The sequence below is a fragment of the Dokdonella soli genome (genome assembly GCF_039523175.1).
Lineage (GTDB): Bacteria > Pseudomonadota > Gammaproteobacteria > Xanthomonadales > Rhodanobacteraceae > Dokdonella_A > Dokdonella_A soli.
The window spans coordinates 56,596-80,557 of record NZ_BAAAEU010000002.1 but is presented as its reverse complement, the minus strand read 5'-3'; the positions used below and the strand labels follow the sequence as shown (position 1 = coordinate 80,557).

Here is a 23,962-nt window from a genome sequence, read left to right as displayed (position 1 = left end):
CGCATCGTTGCGTTCCGGCACAGGTGCCGGGCCCTTGCCCTTGCGGGCGTTTCCCTTCGTTGCAGAGTTCAGCCGGTATGCACGACAGTCAGCACCCGGGCGATCACCTCGGCCACCGGAATTCCGGTCGTGTCGATGATCAATGCCCCGGCTGCCGGCCTGAGCGGCGCAACCTTGCGGGTTGCGTCACGCTCGTCGCGCGCCTCGATCTCGCGCAAAAGGGATGAGAGTGTAACAGCCAACCCCTTTTCCTTCAACTGCTTATAACGCCTGCGTGCACGTTCGTCGGCGCTGGCAGTGAGGAAGATCTTGTAGGTCGCGTCGGTGAAAACCACGGTGCCCATGTCGCGCCCGTCGGCGACCAGCCCGGGCGCCTTCCGGAACGAGCGCTGCTTGTCGAACAACGCCGTCCGCACCGCCGGGATGGCCGCGATAGCCGAAGCGGCAGCGCCGCAGGTCTCGGTGCGGATCTCGTCGGTCGCGTCATGACCGTTCACGATCACGCGCGTCTCGCCGCCGTCCTTCAGGTCACGGAACGTGATCTTCGTGGTCTCCGCGCAGCGCGTGACCGCGGCTGAATCCGACAGGTCGATGCCCGCCATGCTCGCCGCATAGCCGACCGCACGGTACAGCGCGCCGGAGTCGAGCAGATGCCAGCCCAGCGCGTCGGCGACCGCGCGGCTGATCGTGCCCTTGCCGGAGCCGGAGGGACCATCGATCGCGAGCACGGGAACGGGCTTGTCGGACTTGGTCATGACGGGCACTCATCGGGGGCGCGCGATTCTATCCGGTTGGCGCCGGCACGGCCGAGGTCAGTCAGGCGCCACCGCATTGAGCAGGAAGCCCGCGCTTTGCGTGATCTCGACAAACCCCGGGAACGAGGTCGCGACATTCGCGCAATCGGCGATCCGTACCGCGTCGTGCGCGATCAGTCCCGCGACCGCGAAGCTCATCGCGCAGCGGTGGTCACCGGCGCTGTCGACCACTCCGCCGCGCAGTCTGCCACCGTGGATCACGGCGCCGTCCGGCGTCTCCTCGACACGCACGCCGAGTTCGATCAGGCCCTTCGCCATCACCGCGATGCGGTCGGACTCCTTGACCCGCAACTCGGCTGCGCCGCGGACCGTCGTGGTTCCTTGCGCCGCCGCCGCGGCGACGAACAGGATCGGGAATTCGTCGATCATGTCGGGCACGACCTCGACCGGCACCTCGATTCCGCGCAGTCGCGCATGGCGCACTTCGAGATCGGCCACACGTTCGCCGCCCTGCTCGCGCGCATCGTGTTCGCGGATGTCCGCGCCCATCAGGCGCAGCGCGGCCAGCAGGCCGGTGCGGCGTGGATTCAGCCCGACCGCGCGCAACAGCAGCCGTGAATCCGGCACCAAGGTCGCGGCGACGATGAAGAACGCGGCCGACGAGAAATCGGCTGGCACGACGACGTCGGTCGCGCGCAGGTGATGGCCGCCCGAGAGTCGCGCCCTGCCCGGCTCGAACGCGATCGGCCAGCCGAATGCGGCAAGCATGCGTTCGGTGTAGTCGCGCGTGGGATGCGGCTCGTGTACTTCGGTGTCGCCGTCCGCGTACAGACCGGCGAGCAGGATCGCCGACTTCACCTGCGCACTGGCCACCGGCGGCGTGTATCGGATACCCCAGAGACCGCTCGCGCATCGGATGTGCAACGGCGGACGTCCGCCTTCACCCGATTCGATCCGCGCGCCCATTGCGCTCAACGGGCCGGTCACCCGAAACATCGGCCTCCGCGTCAGCGACTCATCGCCTATCAAGGTCGAATCGAAGCGTTGCCCGGCGAGCAAGCCGGCAAGCAGACGCATCCCGGTTCCGGAATTGCCGCAATCGAGCGCCGCGCCCGGCTCGGCCAGGCCACGCAGGCCAACGCCGTGCACGATGCGCTGCGACGCCGATGGCGTCTCGATGGCCACGCCCATCGCACGGAAGATCGCCGCGGTCGCGCGCGTGTCTTCGCCTTCGAGGAAGCCGCTGACATGCGAGATGCCCTCGGCCAATGCGGCCAACATGATCGCGCGGTGGGAGATCGACTTGTCGCCGGGGACGACGACATCGCCACGAAGCGGACCGGCCGGGTGACTGATCCAGTCGACACGCGTGCTCACGGCAGCGCGTCCAGCAAACGCTGATTCTCGGCGCGGCTGCCGACGCTGATGCGCAACGTCTGCGCCAACCCGTAGCCACCCATCGGCCGCACGATGACACCGCGTTCGAACAGATGCCGTTCGAGTTCGGCCGCATCGCGACCGAGATCGACCAGCAGAAAATTCGTCTGCGACGGCAGGCAGGCATAGCCGCGCTTCGCCAGTGCATCCGCAAGCCAGGTGCGTTCGCCGGTGTTGAACTCACGTGCGCGATCGAGGTGGCCGTGGTCGGTCAGTGCGGCTTCTGCGCCGGCCAGCGCGACATTGTTGACGTTGAACGATTCGCGCAGGCGCTCCAGCACCGCGACCACGCTGGGGTGCGCGAGCAGATAACCGATGCGCAGTCCGGCCAGCGCGTACGCCTTCGAGAACGTGCGCGTGACGATCAGGTTTGGGTGGCGGTGGGCAAGCCGCAGCGCGCTGGTCAGGCCGGCTACATCGACGTATTCGCAATAGGCCTCGTCGACGACGACCAGCACGTTTTCCGGCACGCGCGCGACGAATCGTTCGAGCTCGATGTCGCCGAACCAGGTACCGGTTGGATTGTTCGGATTGGCCAGGTAGACGAGGCGCGTGTCGGCACGGATCGCTGCGGCGATCGCGTCGAGGTCGTGGCCGAACGGCGCGCTCGCGTGTTCGCGCGGCAGCGCCGGCACGCGGATCGGCTGTGCGCCGGCGACCGCGGTGGCAATCGGGAACACCGCAAAACCGTACTGTGAAAACACGACCGAATGCGCCGGATCGGCGAAGCACTGCGCGAGCAGGATCAGCAGTTCGTGCGAGCCGTTACCGAGCGCGATCCGGTCTTCCGCGACGCCGAGATGCCTGGCCAGCGCGGCCTTCAGCGATGCACCGCGCGGATCCGGATAGCGGAAGCTTTCGGGTAGCGCCGCGCGCATCGCGTCCAGCGCAAACGGGCTCGGACCCAGCGGATTCTCGTTCGAGCCGAGTTCGGCGATCTGCGCACCGAAGCGCGCGCGCAATGCCGGCAGGTCGTGGCCGGGATCGTAGGCGCGCAGTGCTGCGGTCGCCGCATTCGCGAGCTTTGCCGCGTCAAAGGTTTCTGGGTTGTCCGGGGATCCCGCGCGTTCCGGTTTGTGCGCGAGGTTCCTCACGGCACCGCGACCGGGTAGGAGCCGAGCACCTTGATCTGCGCCGCATGCGCGTCGAGTTCGGCGAGCGCCTTCTGCATCGGCTCGTCGTCGACATGGCCGGCGAGGTCGATGAAGAAGCCGTATTCCCATTTCGCCTGGTGCGACGGCCGCGATTCGATGCGGTTCATGCTGATGCCGTGGCGCGCGAACGGGCTCAGCACGTTGAACAGCGCGCCGGGCTGATCCTTGATGAAGACCAGCACCGAGGTACGGTCATGGCCGGACGGCGGGAACAGCTGGCGACCGAGCACGAGGAAGCGCGTCGTGTTGTCGGCATGGTCCTCGATCGAGCTCATGATGACCTTCTTGAGGCCATAGACATGACCGGCGGACTCCCCGGCGATAGCGGCCGCGTCCTCGGCATTGCGCGCGCGGCGCGCCCCTTCGGCGTTGCTTGATACCGGGATCTTCTCGATCTTCGGCAGGTTGCTGCGCAGCCACCCTTGCGTCTGCGCGAACGACTGCGGATGAGCGTAAATGCGTTCGATGTCTTCGATCCTGCCCGAGCGCGACAGCAGGTACTGGTGCACGCGGAGCTCCACTTCGCCGCAGATCTTGAGGTTCGAGGTCAGGAACATGTCCAGCGTGACCTGGATCGTGCCCTGTCCGGAGTTCTCGACAGGCACCACGCCGAAGTCCGCGTTGCCGGCTTCGACCTCTTGGAACACTTCCTCGATGCTGGCCATCGGCAGGCCATGCGCAGAACGGCCGAAATGCTTGAGCACCGCCTGTTGGCTGAACGTACCTTCGGGGCCGAGATAGCCGATCTTCAACGGCTCCTGCTGCGCCAGGCAGGCCGACATGATCTCGCGAAACACGTGCACGAGCAGTTCGTCGCTGAGCGGGCCCTCGTTGCGATCGACGACCATGCGCAGCACCTGCGCCTCGCGTTCGGGTCGGTAGTAGTCGACCGCAGCGGCGAGCTTGCCCTTGGCCTTGCCGACTTGGTGCGCGAAGTTCGCCCGCTCGGCGATCAGCGCCTGGATCTGGCGATCGATGCCGTCGATGCGCGCGCGCACGTCGGCAAGATTGGGCGCCGGTTCGGCGTGCTGCGTCGTCTTGTCGCTCATTCGCGTCAGCTCCCGATCACGCGCACGGAGAGGATGCCATCGATCGCGGCGATCGCGCCGATCAGCGTTGAAGGTACAGGTGAGTCGGCGTCGATCAGGCTGTAGGCCAGCTCGCCGCGCGAAGCATTGTGCATCTGCGCGATGTTGACGCCGGCTTCGCCGAGTACGTGCGAAAGCTGGCCGATCATGTTGGGCCGATTGCTGTTCGCGATGCAGATGCGCGCGCTGCCGGCGCGTGCCATGCGTGTCTCCGGAAAGTTCACCGAGTTGCGCACGTTGCCGTGCTCGAGGAAGTCGCGCAGCTGGTCGACGACCATGACCGCGCAGTTCTCCTCGGCCTCGCCGGTCGATGCCCCCAGATGCGGCAGCGCGATCACGCGCGGGTTCGCCAGCAAATCGGCTTCCGGGAAGTCCGACACGTAGCGGCCGATGCGTCCGTCGTCCAGGCCACGACGCAGCGCGACGGCATCGACGATGCCCTCACGTGCGAAGTTCAGCAGCACCAGGTCGGGGCGAATCAGATCGAGCGCCTGTGCGCCGAACACGCCGCGGGTCTTGTCGTTCAGCGGCACATGGAATGTCAGGTAGTCCGACGCGGCGAACAACTCGTTGAGCGAGCCGGCCTTCGCGACCTCCGACGACAGCTGCCAGGCGCCATCGACCGTCATGTGCGGATCGAAGCCGACCACGCGCATGCCGAGCGCGTAGGCCGCATTGGCGACCTTGACGCCGATCGCGCCCAAGCCCACCACGCCGAGCGTCTTGCCGGAGAGCTCCGAGCCGACGAAGCGTTTCTTCTCGGCCTCGACGCGATGATGCAGGTCGTCGCCACTTTGCAGGCCACGCACGAAGCCGAGCGCGTCAGCGATGTTGCGGGCAGCGATCAGCATGCCGGCGACGACCAGCTCCTTGACCGCATTCGCGTTCGCACCCGGAGCGTTGAACACCGGCACGCCGCGTGCGGACAGCGCCGCGACCGGAATGTTGTTCACGCCCGCGCCGGCGCGCGCGACGGCCTTCACGCTGGCTGCGATCGGCGCCTTGTGCATGTCCGCCGAGCGCACCAGCACCGCATCGGGCTCGGCGACTTCGTTCGCGGTGCTGTACAGCGTCGCCGGCAGTCGGTCGAGACCGTTGCGCGAGATGTTGTTGAGGGTCTGGATCTTGAACATCGAGGTTCAGCCTCTGCAAAAGCATTGTGGAGTTCACCGACCATCCGTTCGCCCTGAGGTATCGAAGGGTGAACGGATGGGGTGCGCTGCGCGCCGTTCGCGCTTCGATACCTCGGCACGAACGGATGTGGACCCGGCGAAACCCGTCTAACCGTTCCGCTTCGCAAAATCCCGCATGAAATCGACCAGTGCCTGCACGCCCTCGATCGATATCGCGTTGTAGATCGACGCTCGCATGCCGCCGACCGCGCGATGGCCCTTCAGCGCGAGCAACCCGGCCGCTTCCGATTCCTTGAGAAACACGCTGTCGAGTTCCTCGCGCGGCAGCGTGAACGGCGCGTTCATCCACGAACGCGCGGATTTCTCGACCGGATTGCGGTAGTAGCCCGAGTCGTCGATGTAGCCGTACAGCAGTTCCGCCTTCGCGCGGTTGCGCGCCTCCATCGCGGCAACGCCGCCCTGCCGCTTGACCCACTTGAACACGAGCCCTGCCAGATACCAGCCCCAGGTGTTCGGCGTGTTCAGCATCGAACCCTGCGCGGCATGCTCGGCATAGTTGAAGATCTTCGGGATGTCCTTTGGACAGCGTTCGAGCAGGTCGTCACGCACGATCATCACGACCAGGCCCGACGGGCCGATGTTCTTCTGCGCGCCGGCATAGAGCAGCGCGTATTTCGACACGTCGAGCGGCCGCGACAGGATCGTCGAGGACACGTCGCCGATCAGTGGCACGTTGCCGACGTCCGGCACCTCGTGGAACTCGACACCGCGGATCGTCTCGTTCGGCGTCACGTGGACGTAGGCGGCGTTCGGATCGAGACTCCATTCACCGCGCGGCGTGATGCGATCGTAGTTCGTCGCGCTCGATGTCGCCGCGATACGCACCTGTGCGAGCGGCTTCGCCTCCTTCGCGGCCTTCTCGCTCCAGTCGCCGGTCAGCACGTAGTCGACGCTCTGGTCGCGACGCGCGAAGTTCAGCGGGATCTGCGCGAAGTGCTGCGTCGCACCGCCCTGCAGGAACAGCACCTTGTAGTTCGCCGGGACCGCCAACAGCTCGCGCAGGTCGCGCTCCGCTTCCTCGGCGAGCGCGATGAAATCCTTGCCGCGGTGGCTGATTTCCATCACCGACGCGCGCGCGCCCTGCCATTCGAGCAGTTCGGCCTGGGCCTGACGCAACACCTCTTCCGGCAGCGCGGCGGGGCCGGCGCTGAAGTTGTATCCACGACTCACGAAGGACTCCTGGCGAGGCCGATCGAGCTGACCGGTTCAAGCCGCATTATGCCGCGGCGCAGCAAACTGGCAACTGGGGTGGCACGGCGGGTGGGTTTCCGACACAGACACCGGTACCGCCCGCACTGAACAATCCCGTTGCCGCATGCAATGGACGCACGACGGCGCCGGTCTCTGGGTCAGCAACAAGGAGTCCCCATGCACATCCGCAAGCCCGCCGACATTCCGTCGTCCGAGATCACGTCCGAAAGTGTCTACCGGCGCCGTCGCGAATGGCTCAAGGGTTTCGCGGTCGCGATGCCGGCCCTGTTGATCGGCTGCGGCAGGAATTCCGATGCCGATGCAAATGCACCGGTCGCAGCCGAGGGCAGCGCGCTACCGGAGCTTGCGATTGCCAAGCGCGGCGCATTCGCCACGAACGAGCCACAGACCAGCTACCAGGACGCGACGCACTACAACAACTACTACGAATTCGGCACCGACAAGTCCGATCCGGCACGCAACTCCGGGCGATTCCAGCCCAAGCCGTGGTCGGTCGAGATCGCCGGACACGCCGAGGTCACCGGCAAGTTCACGCTCGAGGACCTGCTCAAGCCGCACTCGCTCGAGGAGCGCGTCTACCGCATGCGCTGCGTCGAGGCGTGGTCGATGGTGATTCCGTGGGTCGGCATCCCGCTTGGCGACGTGCTGAAGCGCTTCAAGCCGACTGCGGACGCGAAGTACGTCGCGTTCACGACCGTCAATCGGCCAGCGCAGATGCCCGGCCTGTCGTATGGGGTGCTGGACTGGCCCTACCAGGAAGGCCTGCGCATCGACGAGGCGATGCATCCGCTCGCCCTGCTCGCAGTCGGCATGTACGGCCGCGCGCTGCCGAACCAGAACGGCGCGCCATTGCGTCTGGTCGTGCCGTGGAAATACGGCTTCAAGGGCATCAAGTCGATCGTGCGCATCGAGTTCACCGATCGACAGCCGAAGACCTCGTGGAATCTGTCGGCGCCCAGTGAATACGGCTTCTATTCGAACGTGAATCCGTCGGTCGATCATCCGCGCTGGAGCCAGGCCACCGAGCGCCGGATCGCCGGCAGCGGTTTCGGCCTGTTCGGCAACCGCGTGCAGACCTTGCCGTTCAACGGCTACGCCGACCTGGTCGCGTCGCTGTACGCGGGCATGGACCCGCGCAGGAACTTCTGATGGGACGCCCCGCCGAAGCCGTGCACGGACTGGCACAGCGCAAGCACGTCGATCGCATCGCCGCGAGCAAACCGCTGGTCTGGATGCTGTGCCTGCTGCCGCTGGCGTGGCTGGTCTGGGACGCGCTGCACGGGCAGCTCGGTACCGATCCGGTCGCGCGACTCGAACAACGCAGCGGCGATTGGACCTTGCGCATCCTGCTCGCGACCCTCGCGATCACACCGCTGCGCCTGCTCACGAAATGGCACTGGCTGACGCGCTACCGGCGCCTGCTCGGCCTGTTTGCGTTCTTCTACGCGACGATCCATCTGACCATCTATCTGGCCATCGACCTCGGTGGCTTCTGGTCGCAGATCTTCGCCGAGATCGCGAAGAAGCCCTACATCACGGTCGGCTTCGCGGCGTGGCTGCTGATGATCCCGCTCGCCGCCACCTCGACCAAGGGCATGATCCGCCGGCTCGGCGCCAACTGGCTGCGCCTGCACCGCCTGGTCTACGTGATCGGCCTGTTCGGCGTGCTGCACTTCATGTGGCAGGTCAAGTTCGGCAACAAGATCGCGGTGCAGGAGCCTTTGGTTTATCTGGCGATCCTGATCGCGCTGCTCGCGCTGCGCGTGCCGGGCTGGATCAAACGCTGGCGCACGCCACGCGCCACGTCGGCTCCGCGCAAGACAGTCGTTACGAAGGCGATTTCGCCGGAAGCCAAGGCAGCGCGACCGCGCGCATCAGATGCCACGATGGATCAGCAGCACGAGCCCGAGCGCGATCAGCGCAGCGGCCCCGATCAACCACCAGATCGCGCCCTGGGCCTGGGGTGACTCCGCGGCTGCATCGGCCGAGCGCTCCACATCCGCCGGTCCGATGTTCAGTTGATCGGCAGCTGCGCGATCCTCGCCACGCAGCGGCAACCCCGGCGCCTCGATGATGAAATGGCTGCGCTCGAACGCGAGTTGGTCACCCGGATAGACGATGGCGCTGTCGATCTGGACACCGTTCACACTGCTGCCGTTGGGGGCCGCGATATCGCGCAGGTAAATCGCGTCGCCGACATTCTCGATTGCGACATGGCGCGCCGCGATGCGCGCATCGTCGATGACCAGACCGCAGGCCGGGTCGCGGCCGATCACCAGCCTGGGGTTCACCGCGATCGTCTTGCCAAAATGGCTGCCGGAAACACCGCGCAGGATCACCCGGGCGGGTTGCGCTGGCGGTGGAGTGGCGGGTGCTTCGGGCGGCAGGTCGGTCTCGATGAGATCGTCGCTGTCCGCCTTCAGGTTGACGACGACCTTGCCCAGGCAGAGCACGTCGCCACAGCGCAACAGCGCTTTCTCGCGCACCGGGCGCGCGTTCACGTGCGTTCGCGCCGACGGATCGAGCACCTCGAGCACGATGCCGCGCGGATCGACGGTCACCCGCGCATGCCACGCAGCGACATCCCGGTCGTGCAACACCAGCGTATTGCCGTCCGCATTGCCGAGACTTACGGCGCTCCCATCCATGATGAAATCGGCGTGTTCGCCGTTGGCAAAGCTGAGTCGCATCGCATTGAATTCGTTGAGCGATTGGGCACTCTATCACACGCTTCCCGGCTCTCAGCACCGATGCGAGGCTGCGCAAGCAGTGCAGGCTCGGGCATCATGTGAACATTCGCAATCCGGATCTCGAGGGAACCATGCCTGTCATCGACATACGCCGCACGCACAAGAGCAGCGTGAAGTCCGCAAAGGCCGCGGTCGAACGCGTCGCCAAGGCGATCGCGAAGGAATACGGCATCGATCACCACTGGACCGGGGACGATCTGCATTTCGACCGTACAGGCGTCAAGGGGTACATCAAGGTCGCGAAGAACGATGTGCATGTGCGCGTCGAACTGGGCTTCCTGATGGGTGCATTGAAACCGGTCATCGAGCGCGAGATCGAACGCCGGCTCGACGAATACGTCGCCTGATCGCCATGCGCGACCTGCCGGTGTGTGCGGCCGCGACGGCGGTCGCGCCGGTTTCACCTGGAATCCTTCCCTCCGTGCCCATGCAAGACTCCCGATGCTCGTCCTGAACGCTGCCCGGCGACCGCGCAAGCGCACCGGCCGTGCCCGCATCGGCCTCGCCGTCGCCGGCGGCGGTCCGATCGGCTGCATGTACGAAATGGGCGCGCTGCGTGCGCTCGACGAGGCGATCGACGGACTCGACCTGCGCGCGCTCGATGTCTACGTCGGCATCAGCTCCGGCGCATTCCTCGCGGCCGGGCTCGCGAACCGCTTCGATACCGCCGAACTCTGCCGCATCTTCATCACCGACGATTCCGACCAGGCGAAATTCCGTCCCGAGGATTTCCTGCGCCCGGCGTTCTTCGAATACCTGCGCCGCGCCGCCGGCATGCCGCGCATGCTGCTCGGCTGGTTCGGCGACATCGCACGCAATCCGTTCGACATGCGCATGTCCGATGCGCTGCTGCGTTTCGGCAGCCTGCTGCCGACCGGCCTGTTCGACAACGCCGCGATCGGCCGCTTTCTCGCCGACCTGTTCAGCACGAATGGACGCAGCAATGATTTCCGCAGGCTCGGCCGCAAGCTCCACGTCGTTGCCGTCGAACTCGACAGCGGCGAGGCGGTGCGGTTCGGCGCACCGGGCCACGACGACGTGCCGATCTCGCTCGCGATCGAGGCCAGCGCCGCGCTGCCCGGCCTGTATCCGCCGGTCAGGATCGGCGACCGTTATTACGTCGATGGCGCGCTGCGACGCACCCTTCATGCGTCGGTCGCACTCGATGCCGGCGCAGACCTGGTGATCGGCATCAATCCGCTGGTGCCGATCGACACCACACGCGCACTGGCCAGCGGCAAGCGCGCGCCACCGTCGCTGATCGAAGGCGGCTTGCCCGCGGTGCTCTCGCAGATGTTCCGCACCCTGCTGCAATCGCGCGCGCAGGCGGGTGCCTCGAGCTACGCACTGCGCTACGCCAACGCGGATCTCGCTCTGTTCGAACCGAATCCTGACGACGTCGAGATGTTCTTCACGAACGTGTTCAGCTTCGCGCAACGCCAGCGCCTGGCCGAGCATGCTTACCGGGCCACGCGTGCGGACCTGCGCGTACGCCGCGCGGAAATCGCTCCGCTGCTCGCACGGCATGGCCTGCACCTGCGCGACGACGTGCTCGACGATGCCTCGCGCACCCTGGTCGGCGGCTTGCGCAAGCCTCCCGGCGCCACGCGCGCAACGCGCAACCTGCACAGCGCGCTCAACGACCTCGATCAGGCGCTGCAGGCACCGTCGGTGTCCGGACGCAGAACGCGCAAGGCCGCCGCACGTTCACGGGGCTGACTGCTTTCCGGGAACCGCCACAGTCCCTTCGCAAGATCACATTCTCGATCGCCAAGGCGCATTGATCCGGCGCTCGATGTGCGTGCGTCGAACACGAGTTGTTCGCGGCTCGCGTCAATAGTGTGTCTGCTCTAGCGCGAGCCGCGAAAGTCGCTCGCGATCGCGGTGACTTGCCGCGCCTATCGACCCGAGGACATGACCATGGCAAAGCCCAAGCTCAAGACGCGCAGCAAGACCCAGGAAGCGGCCCATGAGGCTCGCGGCGTCAGCAAGACCGTGATGGATTCGGCGCAGCAGATCTGGCTGGCCGGCCTCGGCGCATTCGCCAAGGCGCAGGCGGAAGGCGGCAAGCTGTTCGAGGCGCTGGTCAAGGAAGGCGCCGCGCTCGACGCGAAGACGCGCAAGTTCACCGAAGCCAAGGTCAATGAGGCGCGCGGCAATGTCGAAAGCACTCTCGGCCAGGTGCGTGAGCGCAGCCAGGAAACCTGGGACAAGCTCGAGAAGGTGTTTGAAGATCGCGTCTCCCGCGCACTCGGCCGCCTCGGCATCCCGGGTCACGAGGAACTGAAGGCGCTGACCAAGCGCGTCGAGGAGCTTTCGCGGGAAGTGCGCAAGCTCAGCGACAAGCCGGCGGCGGCAAAGCGCCCCGCTGCGAAGCGCGCCGCGAAGTAAAAAGCCTGAGCCCCTCTTCCTTCGGGAGAGGGGTTGCGGTGGGGGTCCGGCACGAATGCGATGTGTCGTACTCGTCCCGTACGCGATGCCTGAAGGGCATCGCGTAAAAGCTCTCGCTTCTCCAAGCAACCACCCCTGGTGCGGTCGCCGGTCGGCATCCTGCCTTCCCAGAAAGCACGCATGCGGTGCCTGAGGGCACTGCATGAGCGCTCGCTCCTTCGCCTTCGCAAGCAGCCATCCATGGCGCGATCGCCGGTCGGCATCCTGCCTCCCCAGAAAAGCGAGCATGCGGTGCCTGAGGGCACCGCATGAGCGCTCGCCTCTGGCCTTCGCAAGCAACCGTCCCTGGTGCGGGCGCCAGTCGGCATCCATGCCTCCTCAGAAAACCCCGCGTGCGGTGCCTGAGGGCATCGCGTAAACGCGGGGTTTTCTACCAGTGGACCCCGCGCATCAGCGAGGCAAACGCGATCTGCTCGCTGGTAGGCTGCTCTGCTTCCGCCCTGCCCTTCATGCCCTTCGCGGCCTGCGAATCCGGGAACAGCCGGAACGCGGTATTCATGACGATTTCGTAGACGCGCGGCGCCAGCGCGTAGAACACCTGGGCGAAGATCCCGAGGCGCGTCGCGATGCGCACGGGCTTCTCGACGATCGCCTCGATGATGATGTCGGCGGCTTCCTCCGGCGACAGCGTCGGCACCGATTCGTACATCTTGGTCGGTGCAATCATCGGCGTCTTCACCAGCGGCATGTTGATCGTGGTGAAGCTGACGCCATTGTCCGAATACTCGGCCTGCGCGCAGCGCGAGAACGCGTCCAGCGCGGCTTTCGAGGCGACATAGGCCGAAAAGCGTGGCGAATTGGTCAGCACGCCGATCGACGAGATGTTGATGATGTGGCCGCGGTGGCGCTCGGCCATGCCCGGCAGCACGCCCATGATCAGCCGCAGCGCACCGAAATAGTTGAGTTGCATCGTGCGCTCGAAATCGTGGAAGCGGTCGAAGCTGGCGCCGATCGCGCGACGGATCGAGCGGCCCGCATTGTTGATCAGGATGTCGACGCGGCCATGATCCGCCAGCACCTGCACGACAAATCGATCGCATGAAGCGAGATCGGCGAGGTCGACCTGGTAGGTATGGCAGACGCCCCCCGTCGCCTCGATCTCCTTCTTCGTGGCCTCGAGCTCCTCGGCGCCACGCGCACAGATCACCAGCTTCGCCCCGGCCGCTGCGACCTTCATCGCGGCCGCCTTGCCGATGCCGGACGAACCGCCGGTGATCACGACCACCTTGTTCCTGACCTTGCCGCTCAGCGAATGGTCGACGAACAGGTCCGGATCCAGGTGGCGTTCCCAGTAGTCCCAGAGCCGCCACGCGTAGTCGTCAAGTTTCGGCAGCTTGATCTTCGTGCCCTTCAACGCGCGCTCGGTCTCGCGGCAGTCGAAGCGCGTCGGGTAATTGATGAATTGCATGACCGCAGCCGGAATGCCGAGGTCGCGCAGCAGCACATTGATGACCCGTTTCACCGGCGGCAGGTTGCCGAGTGCGGCACGTACGCTGCCCGGAATGAAGCCGAACATGCGCGCATCGAGGCGCATCGTCATCTGCGGCGCGTGGCCGGCGCGCGCGAACAGGTTCAGCACCTCGCCGATGCGGCGCGGCGCCGGATCGGTCAGGTGGAACGTGTGGCCGTCCAGCGCGGGCTTGTGCGCGATGTGGTCGAGAGCCGCCGCGACCCAGTCGACAGGCACCAGGTTGAGGCGCCCGCCTTCGAGGCCGATCGTCGGCATCCACGGCGGCAGCGTCTCGCGCATTTTCTTGATCAGGCGGAAGAAGTAGTACGGCCCGTCGATCTTGTCGATCATGCCGGTGCGCGAGTCGCCGATCACGATGCCGGGCCGGTACACGCGGTGCGGCCGTGTGCACTCCTTGCGCACCAGCGCCTCGGCGTCGTGCTTGGTGCGGAAATACGGATGATCGAGGTCTTCGGCCTCCTCGAACATGTCCTCGCGGAACACGCCCGCGTAGAGCCCCGCGACCGCGATCGAACTGATGTGGTGGAAGCAGCCGGCCTTGACCGCCTCGGCCACTTCGAGCGCGTGCCGCGTGCCATCGACATTCGCCGACACCTGGCTCTCCGCGTCCGCGGAAAGATCGTAGAGCGCGGCGAGGTGGAAGAAATGCTTGATCTTGCCGGACAGCTCGCGCATAACGGCCGGAGTGAGGCCGAGCTTCGGCTTGGCCAGATCGCCGACGACCGCGACGAGGCGTTTCTCGTCGGCGCCAAGCTCATCGCGCAGCGCCTTGAACTTCGCCAGCGACTCCTTGCGCACGAGGCAATGGATCGTTCCCTTGCGTTCGAGCAGACGCTCCAGCAGATGCCGCCCGATGAAGCCGGTCGCCCCGGTCACGAAATACGTCATGGCCCGTCTCCTCCCGTTGCCCGCTCGCGTTGTGCGGCAAGCATAGCCGCGCGCGATCATTGCTGGCTACGCCGGTTGACCATGCGCATACGCGCTGTTGTAAGCTCGGCATTCGCCAGGCGCCCAATGACCGGAAGAGCCATGTCCGACCTCAAGACCCGCTTCGAAAAAGCCGCGGAAGACGTCAAGAAACTTTCCGAGCGCCCCGACAACGACACCCTGCTGAAGCTCTATGCGCTGTACAAGCAGGGTTCCGACGGCGACGTATCCGGCCCGAAGCCCGGCTTCTTCGATTTCGTCGGCACCGCGAAGTACGAAGCCTGGGCCAAGCTCAAGGGCACCAAGAGCGAGGACGCGATGCAGAAGTACGTCGATCTCGTGAAGAAGCTCGGTGGCTGAGCGAGTGCGCCATCGCGCCATCGCGCCACACTGATCAAAGCTGCAGCCGCTGCTTCCGCGCATGGCGCGCCAGACCCGCGAGCGCATCCTCGAGACCAGCCTCGCGATGTTCAATGCGCAGGGCGAGCCGAACGTCACCACGAACCACATCGCGGATGAGCTCGGCATCAGCCCGGGCAATCTTTACTACCACTTCCGCAACAAGGACGACATCGTCGAGCACCTGTTCGCGCGCTACGAGGCGCGCATCGGCGATGCCCTGCTCCTGCCCGACGGCCGCGCGCCGAACCTCGAGGACATCTGGCTGCAGCTGCACCTGGTGTTCGAGTCGCTCTGGCAGTACCGCTTCCTGTACCGCGACCTGGTCGACATCCTTGCGCGCAACCGCAAGCTGAAGCTGCGCTTCGTGCGGATCATGAACCGCGCCGCGGGCAGCGCGACGGATCTGCTGCGTGGACTCGTGCGCGCCGGCGTGATGCGTGCGAGCGCGGACGAGATCCGCGCACTGGCCGAGAACATCCTGCTGATCGCGACGTTCTGGATGAACTTCAACGCGGTGCGTGGCGGAAAGCCGGACGCCGACGAAGCCGACCTCAATCGCGGCATCCACCAGGTCATGATGCTGATCGCGCCGTTCTTGCGTGACGCGGAGCGCTACCACCTCAATACGCTGGCCGCGACGTACGTTCGATAGGCACCGATCGGCTCACCGAAAGCCGTGGGAGGGCCGCATTCAAACGGATATTTCGTCCGTTCCCTTTTTCGGCTCATTTTCGGCTGTCAGATTGACTGAGGGACTGACTATCCGACAGAACGGAATACACCATCATCGACAGTCCACTCGCCAACAATTCGGTCGCAGCCGTCGCGCACCGTCACATCGATGCCTTTGGCATCCTGTGCCCAAGGTTCGTCGCCAAGCATGGCGATGTTAAATCCCTCTGCTCGCGCTGTTTTTTCCCAAACTCCCTTATCCCTGTACATGTAGCCGGAGGCTCCAAGCAAGTCGCGCAGAACATACGTCGGGACGTCTTGGCCGCCACTTTCATTCGGGATACGGTATCCGGGCCGACTCGTCACGCTTACAGCGAAGAATTCGGAAGCGATATCGCGAGGAGGATATGAATTCCAATCGATCATGCCCACTTGAGTCCGCGCCTCGATTTCGGTCAAGAACGGGGATTCGTTCTTCTTCTCTGTAAAGAGGATCACAGAGCTCTTGGCACGAGTCACCGCCACGTAAAACAAGCGGCGTTCTTCAGCTTCGATCTGCTCTATCGTCGCGCCAAGGACCCTTGCGAACACCCAGTCGGGATGAACGAGCGGATAACTGCGGCGGACGGCATCGATCACGATTACGTCATCCCATTCCAGCCCCTTGGATTTGTGTGCGGTGGATACCGAAATCTGCTGCCGTCGATCGTTGGGAAGAAATCTTTGCATGAGCGTCGCATAGTCCGGCGCATCATCCCAGTTCACAAACCAAGGGATCGAGTTCGTGCGGTATAGCACAGCGACGCTCTTTCCAGCCTCTACGGATTTCGCTGCGACACGAAGCACTGCAGGTGTAATGTCGTCACCTTGATGTTTGCGAAGCTCCACGATGGTTGTCTCCAACTCTTCCATTCCGGCAATCATGATGGAACCATCCGCCAAACCGCGGCTCGTGCGCGCGGGTTCCCCCCGGCCATCCATCACAGCATTGCCCGCAGAAACGACGGCATGGCCGGAACGGTAATTCGTGGTAATCGTTAGCTGGGTGGACGGCCCCATGTACTTGGGAAAGTCTCGAAAATACTTGAGGTCGGAGCCAGCGAATCCGTTGATGGCCTGCCAGTCATCTCCAACGCAAAAACAGTGCGCGCCCTCGCCAGCTTGGCGAATCGCCCGTACGAGTTGATAGAACAATTCGGAAAAGTCTTGGAACTCGTCGACCGAGAGGAAGCGAACGTGCGCCAGATCACAGACCACCGCTTGCCCACGTCGCACCAGCGTACTTCCCGACTCGATGGCTTTGATGGCACGCTGGAGGATGCCATCGAAATCCTCGCTGTTCGTCTGAACGAGTGCATCAAGATATTCAGCATAGAACTGGCGTGCCAGCGGAATGAATTGCTCCTCGGCTTCCGTCATCGCAATGTGTGATGCAGACAACTCGTCCAGCCTCTCGGGCGTCATGAGAAGCTTCCGGCACCGTCCGATGAACGCGCCCACGACTTTCGTGAAACGACCTATTGCGCGTCCCCGCTCATTCACCTTCGCCCAAAGTTCGTCCTCTGACAGCGGAACGCATGGAAACCCCAACGGGATGAGTGCCGCGCGAAGCCGCGCCCGAAACATATCGACGCCTTCACTAGCGATGTCTGATGGTTGAAACTCCAGGAAATCCCAATCGGCCTTCTTGGCCCAATACTCGCGCTTGCGAGCGGATTGCTCATCGTAATCAGGCTCGCCCTTCAGTCCGAAATACTCGATGACGACTCCGCTCTTCTTCGTGCGAAAGAGCGTGAAATCGGGGCGATAGTTGAAGCCTCCCCACCGATGGTTGCGTTCGTACTTGTAAGGTACGCCGTGCTCGAACAGGAAGTTCGCAATGGCTTTCTCGCCTTGCGACTTCACGTATTCGCCACCAAGCGTTTCGCGCGGCAACGACCGACGATGCGCGATCAGCGCCGCACGATCCGTCAGATGGAATCCGCCATGCTCGATCCGTTCCCAATCGTTCCGAAAATGCGCCAGCATCAGCGCACGGATGCGTGGCATCCGCTCCTCGTCCTGGATATGGTTGTTGATCACGGCTTGGAAGGCCTTGCTCAAACCAAAGTCGCGTTCCTCGTCCGAATCCTTTAGCAGCGACTCTTCCGCGTTGACCAACCCGTAGGCGAGCGCATGGAAGGTCATGACGCTAGGTATCGATACGTCGTGCATACGGATCGCGTTGTCGACGGCAGCCACCTCGCGATCCACCGCCTTATTGATGGACTTCTCCCTGGCGCGCATTTCTTCGGCGATCGTGCTCTCTGCCGATGGATAGAGTATCGCCAGCAATTTCCTGTGTACATCCAGTGCTGCTTTGCGATTGAACGCCAGCAGGAGGATTTGCTCGGGCGGCACCCGGCAATGGCGCAGCAGGAAATAGGTTCGCTGGATCAGCGTCGTGGTCTTGCCACTACCCGCGCGCGCCGTGACCTGAACGGTTCCAGTGACAGCAGCAATGGCCGCAATTTGCTCGTCGTCTGGAAATTTATCGGGGGATACGTGCAGATTATCCTGAAGCCATGCTCGCACGAAGTCGAGCCTGATCTGTGTGTACTGTGCTACTTCGAGCACGTCCGCGAACTTCTCGCGATACAGGGCATCTGCCGCAAGGTAGTCCGCCATTAAGCAGGATTGAAGATCTCTGATCGCTCCGGCTCGTGCCTTGGCTTGTTGTCCCAGTCGGTCCGCTTCCAAGACTTTGGCTAGCGCCGCAGTCCTTAGTACCTCGTATTCATTTCTCGGCCACCATCCAGAGCACTCTGACTCATAAAGATGATCGGCCCCTGCGAGATCACATCTCCGAAGCGATCGTTCTACTCGCACGCATAAGCCTGCTCGCAGTGCATACATGCGCTCCTCATCTTCAGACACAAACGCATCTGTCGGCACACCGCTGAACCGACAAGATCCGAAGTCAACGTCGCAGAGGCCCCCGTCGTAAACAGCGATCACCTTTCCGAAACCGAATTCTTTCCTGATCTTGTGCTTGACCCGAACACCCACCTCCAAGCTGCGCACATTGGCCCCCATTTTTGTATTCCTCAGCCGCACTCACGGCATCAGCTACCTCTGGTTCCGGAGGAAAATGGCGGGAAATATCCGTTTGAATACGACCGTCGCCTACCGCCCCGGCCTGATCTGGTTGCGTTCCTGCTGCCGATCCCACGCGCGCAGCTCGTCACGGATGTGTGCAATGCGCTGGCGGCCGAGCGCATTGCGGCCCTCATCGAGCACCTGCGCATCGAGCAGCTCGGCGAGGCGCTGAGCGGTCGGCAGCAGCATTTCCCACGCGTCGAGCGCGGGCAGCGGGCCGGGCAAGGTCATGAACAGGGTGACGCCCGGCGTGCGCACACTGTCGAGCTGGGTCATGTCGAAATTGCCGGGCTTGACCATGTTGGCCATGCTGAACACCGGGCCTTCGACTTTCTTGCCGAGCACGAGGCGATGGAAGATGCCCATGTCGCCGAATTGCAGCCCGGCCTTCTCGGCGGCGACGACGACGTCGGAGCCAGCCAGCGTGTCGCCGGCGCGCGCAGCGACGAACAGCGTGACGATGCGTTCGATCTGGCGGTCCGGACGCACGCCGACATTTGAGCGGACCGGTGATACATGCGAAGGGCCGCCACCATGCTCCGCGACTGCAGCACCTAGGCGGTCGAGCTCGCTGCGCATCGACACATCAAGTTCGCCCTGTTCCGGCTGTCCCGGCGCATTCGGGTCGCCGAACGTCGGTTCGACACGCTCGCCGTCTCCGCCGCGTCTGGCGGCGCGACGTTCACCCTGCTCGGGCTTCCGCGGCCGCCCGAACAGATAGATCAGTACCAGCGCGATCGCGCCGATGACGATGAGCGGAATGCCGACGGCAGGATTCCAATCCATTTTGCTTACCTCGTTTCGAGTCGAGGAGTATGCCTCGGCACATGGATGTGCCGCCGCATCATGCACGCACGTGCATGATGCGACAAACGTGGCGCGGCTTCGCCGCGACCGTTTGTTGCAAACCGCGGCAGGAGCGCGGTTTTGCAGAAAACATGTCAGGCGGCTCCGGCGAGTTTAGCCGCTTCCGCGAGATCCACCTGCACCAGTCGCGACACGCCCGGTTCACGCATGGTAACGCCGCAGAGCTGGCGCGCGGCTTCCATCGTCGCCTTGTTGTGAGTGACGAAGATGAACTGCACCTGCTCGCTCATCTCCGAAACCAGCGAGGAGAAGCGGCCGACATTGGCCTCGTCGAGCGGCGCATCGACCTCGTCGAGCAGGCAGAACGGTGCGGGATTCAGCCGGAAGATCGCGAACACCATCGCGACCGCGGTCATCGCCTTCTCGCCGCCGGACAACAGCGAGATCGAGCTGACGCGCTTGCCGGGCGGACGCGCCATGATCGTCACGCCGGTCGAGAGCAGGTCGTCGCCGGTCAGCTCCAGATGCGCGTGGCCGCCGCCGAACAGGCGCGGGAACAGCTCCTGCACGCCGATATTGACGCGATCGAAGGTCTCCTTGAAGCGCGCACGCGTTTCCTTGTCGATCTTGCGGATCGCGCCTTCGAGCGTTTCCAGAGCGGTGTTGAGGTCGGTGAGCTGCGCGTCCAGGTAGGTCTTGCGCTGCGACTGTTCCTCGTATTCCTGGATCGCGGCGAGGTTGACCGGTTCGAGGCGGCGAATCTTCTGTTCGAGTTCGCCGAGTTCGCCCTGCCACTGCGCCGCCTCGGCTTCGGCCGGCAGCGCGTCGAACAGCGCCTGCAGCTCGAAGCCGGCCTCGGCGATCGCCGCGGTGAGCGATTGCGCGCGCAGCCGATGCTCCTGCTCGCGCAGGCGCAGGTCTGCGACCTGCTCGCGGTGTTCGTTGAGTACCTGCTCGAAACGATGGCGATCCTGCTCGAGCCGGCGCAGCTCCGCATCCTGCTCCTGCAAGGCCTGGCGCGCCTCGACCATCTGCCGGTCGACCAGCAGGCGCTGGTTGAGATGGACCTGGCGTTCGCTCTCGAGGCCGGCGAGCGGGTCGTTGCCGGAAGCCAGTTGCGTCGCGATTTCGGCACGTCGCGTTTCGAACTGAGCGAGCTGGCCATGCATGCGCTGCAGCGACTGCTCGAGCGAGGCGACCGCGGCGCGCCGCGATTCGATCGACAGCGCCAGCTGGTGCGCCGCGTCGCGCGCCTCGCGCGAGTTCATGCGCGCTTCCTCGCGCGCTTCGAGCAGCGTGCGGCGTTCGCCGTCGAGTTCCTGTCGGCGCTGCTCGAGATCACCCATGTGCGTGACCGCGGTATCGAGCCGGCCACGCGCCTCGCGCGCCTGCTCGCGATCGGCGTCGAGCTTGGTGTTCACTTCCTCGAGTTCGCGCGCGACGCGAGTCAGGCGTTCCTGCGCGCTGTCGATGCGCCCACGCTGGCTCTGCAACTGACCGGCAACTTCGGCGAGACGCCGATGCGCGGTGTAGAGCTCGCGCTGCGCGTCGTCGCGCACGCGTTCGGCATCGAGGCGCTCCTGCTTGCCACGATCCAGCGACTCGGCGTGTTCGGCGATCTCGCGTTCGAGTTCACCAATGCGAGCCCCGTGTTCGCGGATCTCGCGTTCGCGCGCGATCACGCCGACCTGCGCGCCGTTGCCGCGCCGCACGCGCACAAAACCGTGACCGAACCACTCGCCGTCCGGCGTGACCAGCGATTCGCCGGGTGCAAGGGAATTCGCCGCGGTGCGCGCGACAGCGATCGATTCGCTGGTGCGCACGCGCGCCAGCAATGCGCGCGCCGCGACCGGCCCCTGCACGCGCGCGGCCAGCGAATCGGCCGGCGCATCGATATACGCCGAGCGCTCGCCCATCAGGACCAGGTCAGCTCCATCCAGGCTGCCGAGATCGCCGGCAAGTGTCGACAGATCGTCGACCAGCACCGCCTCGAGCCAGCCGTCGAGCACGGTTTCGACCGCGCGCTCCCAACCGGCGTCGACCTGCAGTGTTCCGCCGAGCCGGCGCGATTCGCTGAGGCCGAGATTCTGCAACCACGCCTGCGCGGCGCCGCCGGTTTCGCCGAGCGCCGCGTGCTGCAGCGTTTCGAGCGAGCCGAGCCGGCCACGCAGGTTCTCCAGATCGCCACGCCGGCCGCTCAGGGCCGTATGCGTCGCACGTTCCTGCTCGAGTGCGGCTTCGGCCATGTGGCGGCGCTCGTCCAGCGCGGCCGTGTGCGCCTCGACCTGCTCGCGCAGGCCGCCGTGCTCATTGTCGAGCGCCTGCAGAGCCTGGCCGAGTTCGTCGATGTTCGCAGCGCTGCGCTCGGCCTCGAGCGTCGTGCGACGCTGGTCGGCCTGCAGGCATTGCTTGTCGAGATAGTCCAGGCGCGTGCGCTCGACTTCCGCGGATTGCCCGGCCTGCGAGATCGCCTGCGCGTGCCGGTCCCAGGTGGTCTGCCATTCGGCGAGCTTTGCCTCGGCCGCGCGCAGTGCCTCGCCGGCGCTTTCGTCCGCCTCGTGCAAGGTCGTGAGCTGCGGCTCGGCATCGGCGAGCAGTGCGCCGAGTTCCTCGAAGCGCTGGCGGTCGGTGTCGATATGCTCGGCGAGTTCGCCGTGCGCGCGTTCGGTCTCATGGCGTGCGCGTTCGAGCTGCTCGCTGAGTTCCTTGCTGTGCTGGATCTGCTGCTCGACCCGCGCGATCTCGGCACCGACGCGGTAGACCTCGGCCTGCACCGCGTTCATGTGTTCCGCGGCCGTGGCATGCTTCTCGCGGCCGGTCTCGAGTGCGGCTTCCGTGTGGCGCTGTCCGGCGAGCTGCTGCTCGATCGCGAGTTCGGCCTTGCGCAGTGCGCTGGAATGTCCGTCCAGATCGGTCTGCGCGGCGCGCAGATGCAGCGCCTTGACCTCGGCTTCCTTCTTCTTCTGTTCTTCCTTCAGCGCCTGCCAGCGTTCGGCGGTGCGCGCCTGACGCTTCAGGTGCTCCAGTTGCTTGTCGACCTCGTCGCGCACATCGCGCACGCGGTCGAGATTCTCTCGCGTCGCCTTGATGCGGCTTTCGGTCTCCTTGCGGCGCTCCTTGTACTTGGAGATGCCGGCGGCCTCCTCCAGATGGTTGCGCAGCTGTTCGGGATCGGCCTCGACGATCTCGCTGATCATGCCCTGCTCGATGATCGAATAGCTGCGCGGGCCGAGGCCGGTGCCGAGGAACAGATCGGTGATGTCGCGGCGCCGGCAGCGAACACCGTTCAGGAAGTACTGCGATTGGCCGTCGCGGCTGACCACGCGCTTGACCGAGATCTCGTTGTAGCTCGCGTACTCGCCGACGATCAGGCCATCGGAATTGTCGAACAACAGCTCGACCATCGCGCTGCCGACCGGCTTGCGACTGCTCGAACCGGAGAAGATCACGTCGGTCAGCGCATCGCCGCGCAGGCGGCTCGCCGCGCTCTCGCCCATGACCCAGCGAATCGCGTCGATGATGTTCGACTTGCCGCAGCCATTCGGACCGACCACGCCGGTCATGTTGGTCGGCAGGTGCAGGGTGGTCGGGTCGACGAAGGACTTGAAGCCGGCCAGTTTGATCGTTGTCAGACGCATGGAAACGGGAACCTCGGGGACGCGGGCGACGCAGAACGCGACGACGGCAGGGGCTGGCGATACGGATGGTTCGACGCGAGCACGGGGACGCCGGCGCAAGGGCGGCATTTTCCGGAAGCCGCCGCCGCCGGCGCAACCCGGGACGCGGAAACGGTTGCAACGGGGCGCAAAGCCGCTATGGCTCCGGCGCCAGCGATCTTAGGCATATCCCGCCCGCGTCGCGATTCATCAGACTTCCTCCGGCGTGCGGGCGTCGATCGCCAGCGCGTGGATGTCGGTCTGCATCAAGTCGCCGAGCGCCGCGTAGACCGCGCGATGACGCGCGAGCGGCGCCTGGCCGCGGAATGCGGCGCTGACCACGCGCACGCGGAAGTGCCCGCGGCCGTCGCGCGCGCCGGCATGGCCAACATGGCGATGGCTCTCGTCCTCGACCTCGAGTTCCAGCGGCGCCAGTTCAGCGGCCAGGCGAGCGCGGATCTGCTCGATACGTCCGCTCAAGGCAACACCTTGCGGAACGGTCGCACGCTGACCTGCGCATAGACGCCGGCCGCGACGTACGGGTCGGCATCGGCCCAGATCTGAGCGGCGGCGAGATCGGCGAACTCGGCGACGATCAGGCTGCCGGTGAAGCCGGCCAGACCCGGATCCTCGGCATCGATGGATGGAAACGGCCCCGCCAGCAGCAGGCGTCCCTCATCGCGCAACCGGTTCAGGCGCTCCAGATGTGCCGCGCGCGCGGACTGCCGGCGCACCAGCGAATCGGGAACATCGGTTCCAGTGATGGCGTACCACATGGCGTTCGTCCTGGGGCAAACTCCTATGGTAGCCGAACCACCGGAACGGACGGTCGCGGACCGGGGCCGAACG

At 65.0% G+C, this 23,962-nt stretch carries 19 protein-coding genes and 1 pseudogene; 7 read left to right on the top strand and 13 right to left on the bottom strand.

Going from position 1 to position 23,962, the window contains the following annotated elements; translation table 11 throughout:
- Positions 1-68: 68 nt before the first annotated feature.
- From cmk to serC, 6 genes are all read right to left on the bottom strand, one after another.
- Positions 69-755, bottom strand: coding sequence for a (d)CMP kinase (cmk, locus tag ABD002_RS02670; RefSeq protein WP_343786869.1), 687 nt, complete (start codon positions 753-755; stop codon positions 69-71).
- Positions 756-812: 57 nt separating this feature from the next.
- Entirely contained in the window at positions 813-2,132 is a 1,320-nt protein-coding gene (gene aroA, locus ABD002_RS02665; protein WP_343786867.1) for a 3-phosphoshikimate 1-carboxyvinyltransferase, read from the bottom strand.
- Positions 2,129-3,286 carry a histidinol-phosphate transaminase gene (gene hisC / locus ABD002_RS02660; RefSeq protein ID WP_343786866.1) on the bottom strand — a complete coding sequence of 386 codons (1,158 nt, stop codon included), beginning with the start codon at positions 3,284-3,286 and terminating at the stop codon, positions 2,129-2,131. Before hisC ends, aroA begins: the two co-directional genes overlap by 4 nt.
- The gene (gene pheA, locus ABD002_RS02655) at positions 3,283-4,395 is read right to left on the bottom strand and encodes a prephenate dehydratase (RefSeq protein ID WP_343786864.1); all 1,113 of its coding nucleotides are present in this window, start codon (positions 4,393-4,395) and stop codon (positions 3,283-3,285) included. The genes hisC and pheA overlap by 4 nt, the downstream gene beginning before the upstream one ends.
- Positions 4,396-4,400: 5 nt before the next feature.
- The gene (locus ABD002_RS02650) at positions 4,401-5,567 is read right to left on the bottom strand and encodes a phosphoglycerate dehydrogenase (protein ID WP_343786862.1); all 1,167 of its coding nucleotides are present in this window, start codon (positions 5,565-5,567) and stop codon (positions 4,401-4,403) included.
- Between the two features lie 147 nt (positions 5,568-5,714).
- On the bottom strand, positions 5,715-6,797 hold the full coding sequence (gene serC, locus ABD002_RS02645; RefSeq protein WP_343786861.1) for a 3-phosphoserine/phosphohydroxythreonine transaminase: 1,083 nt from the start codon (positions 6,795-6,797) through the stop codon (positions 5,715-5,717).
- A 198-nt stretch (positions 6,798-6,995) separates the two neighbouring features.
- Here serC and msrP point away from each other — a divergent pair, with 198 nt between their 5' ends.
- Entirely contained in the window at positions 6,996-7,988 is a 993-nt protein-coding gene (msrP, locus tag ABD002_RS02640; protein WP_343786859.1) for a protein-methionine-sulfoxide reductase catalytic subunit MsrP, read from the top strand.
- Positions 7,988-8,653 (top strand): annotated as a pseudogene (locus ABD002_RS02635) (protein-methionine-sulfoxide reductase heme-binding subunit MsrQ); the annotation flags it as partial. The gene msrP and the pseudogene ABD002_RS02635, both read left to right, overlap by 1 nt.
- Positions 8,654-8,713: 60 nt before the next feature.
- On the opposite strand, the gene ABD002_RS02630 reads toward ABD002_RS02635, so the two are convergent.
- A complete protein-coding gene (locus ABD002_RS02630) occupies positions 8,714-9,529 on the bottom strand; it encodes an FHA domain-containing protein (protein ID WP_343786857.1) in 816 nt (271 codons plus the stop codon).
- Positions 9,530-9,660: 131 nt separating this feature from the next.
- On the opposite strand from ABD002_RS02630, the gene ABD002_RS02625 reads away from it, so the two are divergent.
- The 3 genes from ABD002_RS02625 to ABD002_RS02615 all read left to right on the top strand — a co-directional run bounded on the left by ABD002_RS02625 (position 9,661) and on the right by ABD002_RS02615 (position 11,980).
- The gene (locus tag ABD002_RS02625) at positions 9,661-9,936 is read left to right on the top strand and encodes a polyhydroxyalkanoic acid system family protein (RefSeq protein WP_343786856.1); all 276 of its coding nucleotides are present in this window, start codon (positions 9,661-9,663) and stop codon (positions 9,934-9,936) included.
- Between the two features lie 94 nt (positions 9,937-10,030).
- Positions 10,031-11,308 (top strand): patatin-like phospholipase family protein, encoded by a 1,278-nt coding sequence (locus ABD002_RS02620; protein ID WP_343786854.1) that lies wholly within the window; start codon positions 10,031-10,033, stop codon positions 11,306-11,308.
- Between the two features lie 201 nt (positions 11,309-11,509).
- Positions 11,510-11,980, top strand: coding sequence for a phasin family protein (locus ABD002_RS02615; protein WP_343786852.1), 471 nt, complete (start codon positions 11,510-11,512; stop codon positions 11,978-11,980).
- Positions 11,981-12,410: 430 nt separating this feature from the next.
- Here ABD002_RS02615 and ABD002_RS02610 read toward each other — a convergent pair whose 3' ends face one another.
- Positions 12,411-14,399, bottom strand: coding sequence for an SDR family oxidoreductase (locus ABD002_RS02610; RefSeq protein ID WP_343786850.1), 1,989 nt, complete (start codon positions 14,397-14,399; stop codon positions 12,411-12,413).
- A 141-nt stretch (positions 14,400-14,540) separates the two neighbouring features.
- Between ABD002_RS02610 and ABD002_RS02605 the strand changes: the two genes are divergently transcribed.
- Positions 14,541-14,798 carry an acyl-CoA-binding protein gene (locus ABD002_RS02605; protein WP_343786848.1) on the top strand — a complete coding sequence of 86 codons (258 nt, stop codon included), beginning with the start codon at positions 14,541-14,543 and terminating at the stop codon, positions 14,796-14,798.
- 61 nt (positions 14,799-14,859) lie between these two features.
- Entirely contained in the window at positions 14,860-15,492 is a 633-nt protein-coding gene (locus tag ABD002_RS02600) for a TetR/AcrR family transcriptional regulator (RefSeq protein WP_343786846.1), read from the top strand.
- Positions 15,493-15,599: 107 nt separating this feature from the next.
- On the opposite strand, the gene ABD002_RS02595 is transcribed toward ABD002_RS02600, so the two are convergent.
- The 5 genes from ABD002_RS02595 to ABD002_RS02575 all read right to left on the bottom strand — a co-directional run bounded on the left by ABD002_RS02595 (position 15,600) and on the right by ABD002_RS02575 (position 23,889).
- Positions 15,600-18,587, bottom strand: coding sequence for a UvrD-helicase domain-containing protein (locus ABD002_RS02595; protein WP_343786844.1), 2,988 nt, complete (start codon positions 18,585-18,587; stop codon positions 15,600-15,602).
- 90 nt (positions 18,588-18,677) lie between these two features.
- Entirely contained in the window at positions 18,678-19,436 is a 759-nt protein-coding gene (zipA, locus tag ABD002_RS02590) for a cell division protein ZipA (protein ID WP_343786843.1), read from the bottom strand.
- Between the two features lie 155 nt (positions 19,437-19,591).
- Complete coding sequence (gene smc, locus ABD002_RS02585; protein ID WP_343786841.1) at positions 19,592-23,095, bottom strand: chromosome segregation protein SMC; 3,504 nt, start codon at positions 23,093-23,095, stop codon at positions 19,592-19,594.
- A 228-nt stretch (positions 23,096-23,323) separates the two neighbouring features.
- Complete coding sequence (locus ABD002_RS02580) at positions 23,324-23,593, bottom strand: BolA family protein (protein ID WP_343786839.1); 270 nt, start codon at positions 23,591-23,593, stop codon at positions 23,324-23,326.
- Positions 23,590-23,889: a YciI family protein gene (locus ABD002_RS02575; RefSeq protein WP_343786837.1), complete on the bottom strand. Its 300-nt coding sequence runs from the start codon at positions 23,887-23,889 to the stop codon at positions 23,590-23,592. Before ABD002_RS02575 ends, ABD002_RS02580 begins: the two co-directional genes overlap by 4 nt.
- Between the last annotated feature and the right edge of the window lie 73 nt (positions 23,890-23,962).

Bases quoted from the DNA above. Each gene is read 5' to 3' on its own strand.
- cmk (WP_343786869.1), bottom strand. From the start codon at position 755: ATGACCAAGTCCGACAAGCCCGTTCCCGTGCTCGCGATCGATGGTCCC.
- pheA (WP_343786864.1), bottom strand. From the start codon at position 4,395: ATGAGCGACAAGACGACGCAGCACGCCGAACCGGCGCCCAATCTTGCC.
- ABD002_RS02650 (WP_343786862.1), bottom strand. From the start codon at position 5,567: ATGTTCAAGATCCAGACCCTCAACAACATCTCGCGCAACGGTCTCGAC.
- msrP (WP_343786859.1), top strand. From the start codon at position 6,996: ATGCACATCCGCAAGCCCGCCGACATTCCGTCGTCCGAGATCACGTCC.
- ABD002_RS02630 (WP_343786857.1), bottom strand. From the start codon at position 9,529: ATGCGACTCAGCTTTGCCAACGGCGAACACGCCGATTTCATCATGGAT.
- ABD002_RS02625 (WP_343786856.1), top strand. From the start codon at position 9,661: ATGCCTGTCATCGACATACGCCGCACGCACAAGAGCAGCGTGAAGTCC.
- ABD002_RS02620 (WP_343786854.1), top strand. From the start codon at position 10,031: ATGCTCGTCCTGAACGCTGCCCGGCGACCGCGCAAGCGCACCGGCCGT.
- ABD002_RS02615 (WP_343786852.1), top strand. From the start codon at position 11,510: ATGGCAAAGCCCAAGCTCAAGACGCGCAGCAAGACCCAGGAAGCGGCC.
- ABD002_RS02610 (WP_343786850.1), bottom strand. From the start codon at position 14,399: ATGACGTATTTCGTGACCGGGGCGACCGGCTTCATCGGGCGGCATCTG.
- ABD002_RS02605 (WP_343786848.1), top strand. From the start codon at position 14,541: ATGTCCGACCTCAAGACCCGCTTCGAAAAAGCCGCGGAAGACGTCAAG.
- ABD002_RS02600 (WP_343786846.1), top strand. From the start codon at position 14,860: ATGGCGCGCCAGACCCGCGAGCGCATCCTCGAGACCAGCCTCGCGATG.
- ABD002_RS02595 (WP_343786844.1), bottom strand. From the start codon at position 18,587: ATGGGGGCCAATGTGCGCAGCTTGGAGGTGGGTGTTCGGGTCAAGCAC.
- zipA (WP_343786843.1), bottom strand. From the start codon at position 19,436: ATGGATTGGAATCCTGCCGTCGGCATTCCGCTCATCGTCATCGGCGCG.
- smc (WP_343786841.1), bottom strand. From the start codon at position 23,095: ATGCGTCTGACAACGATCAAACTGGCCGGCTTCAAGTCCTTCGTCGAC.
- ABD002_RS02575 (WP_343786837.1), bottom strand. From the start codon at position 23,889: ATGTGGTACGCCATCACTGGAACCGATGTTCCCGATTCGCTGGTGCGC.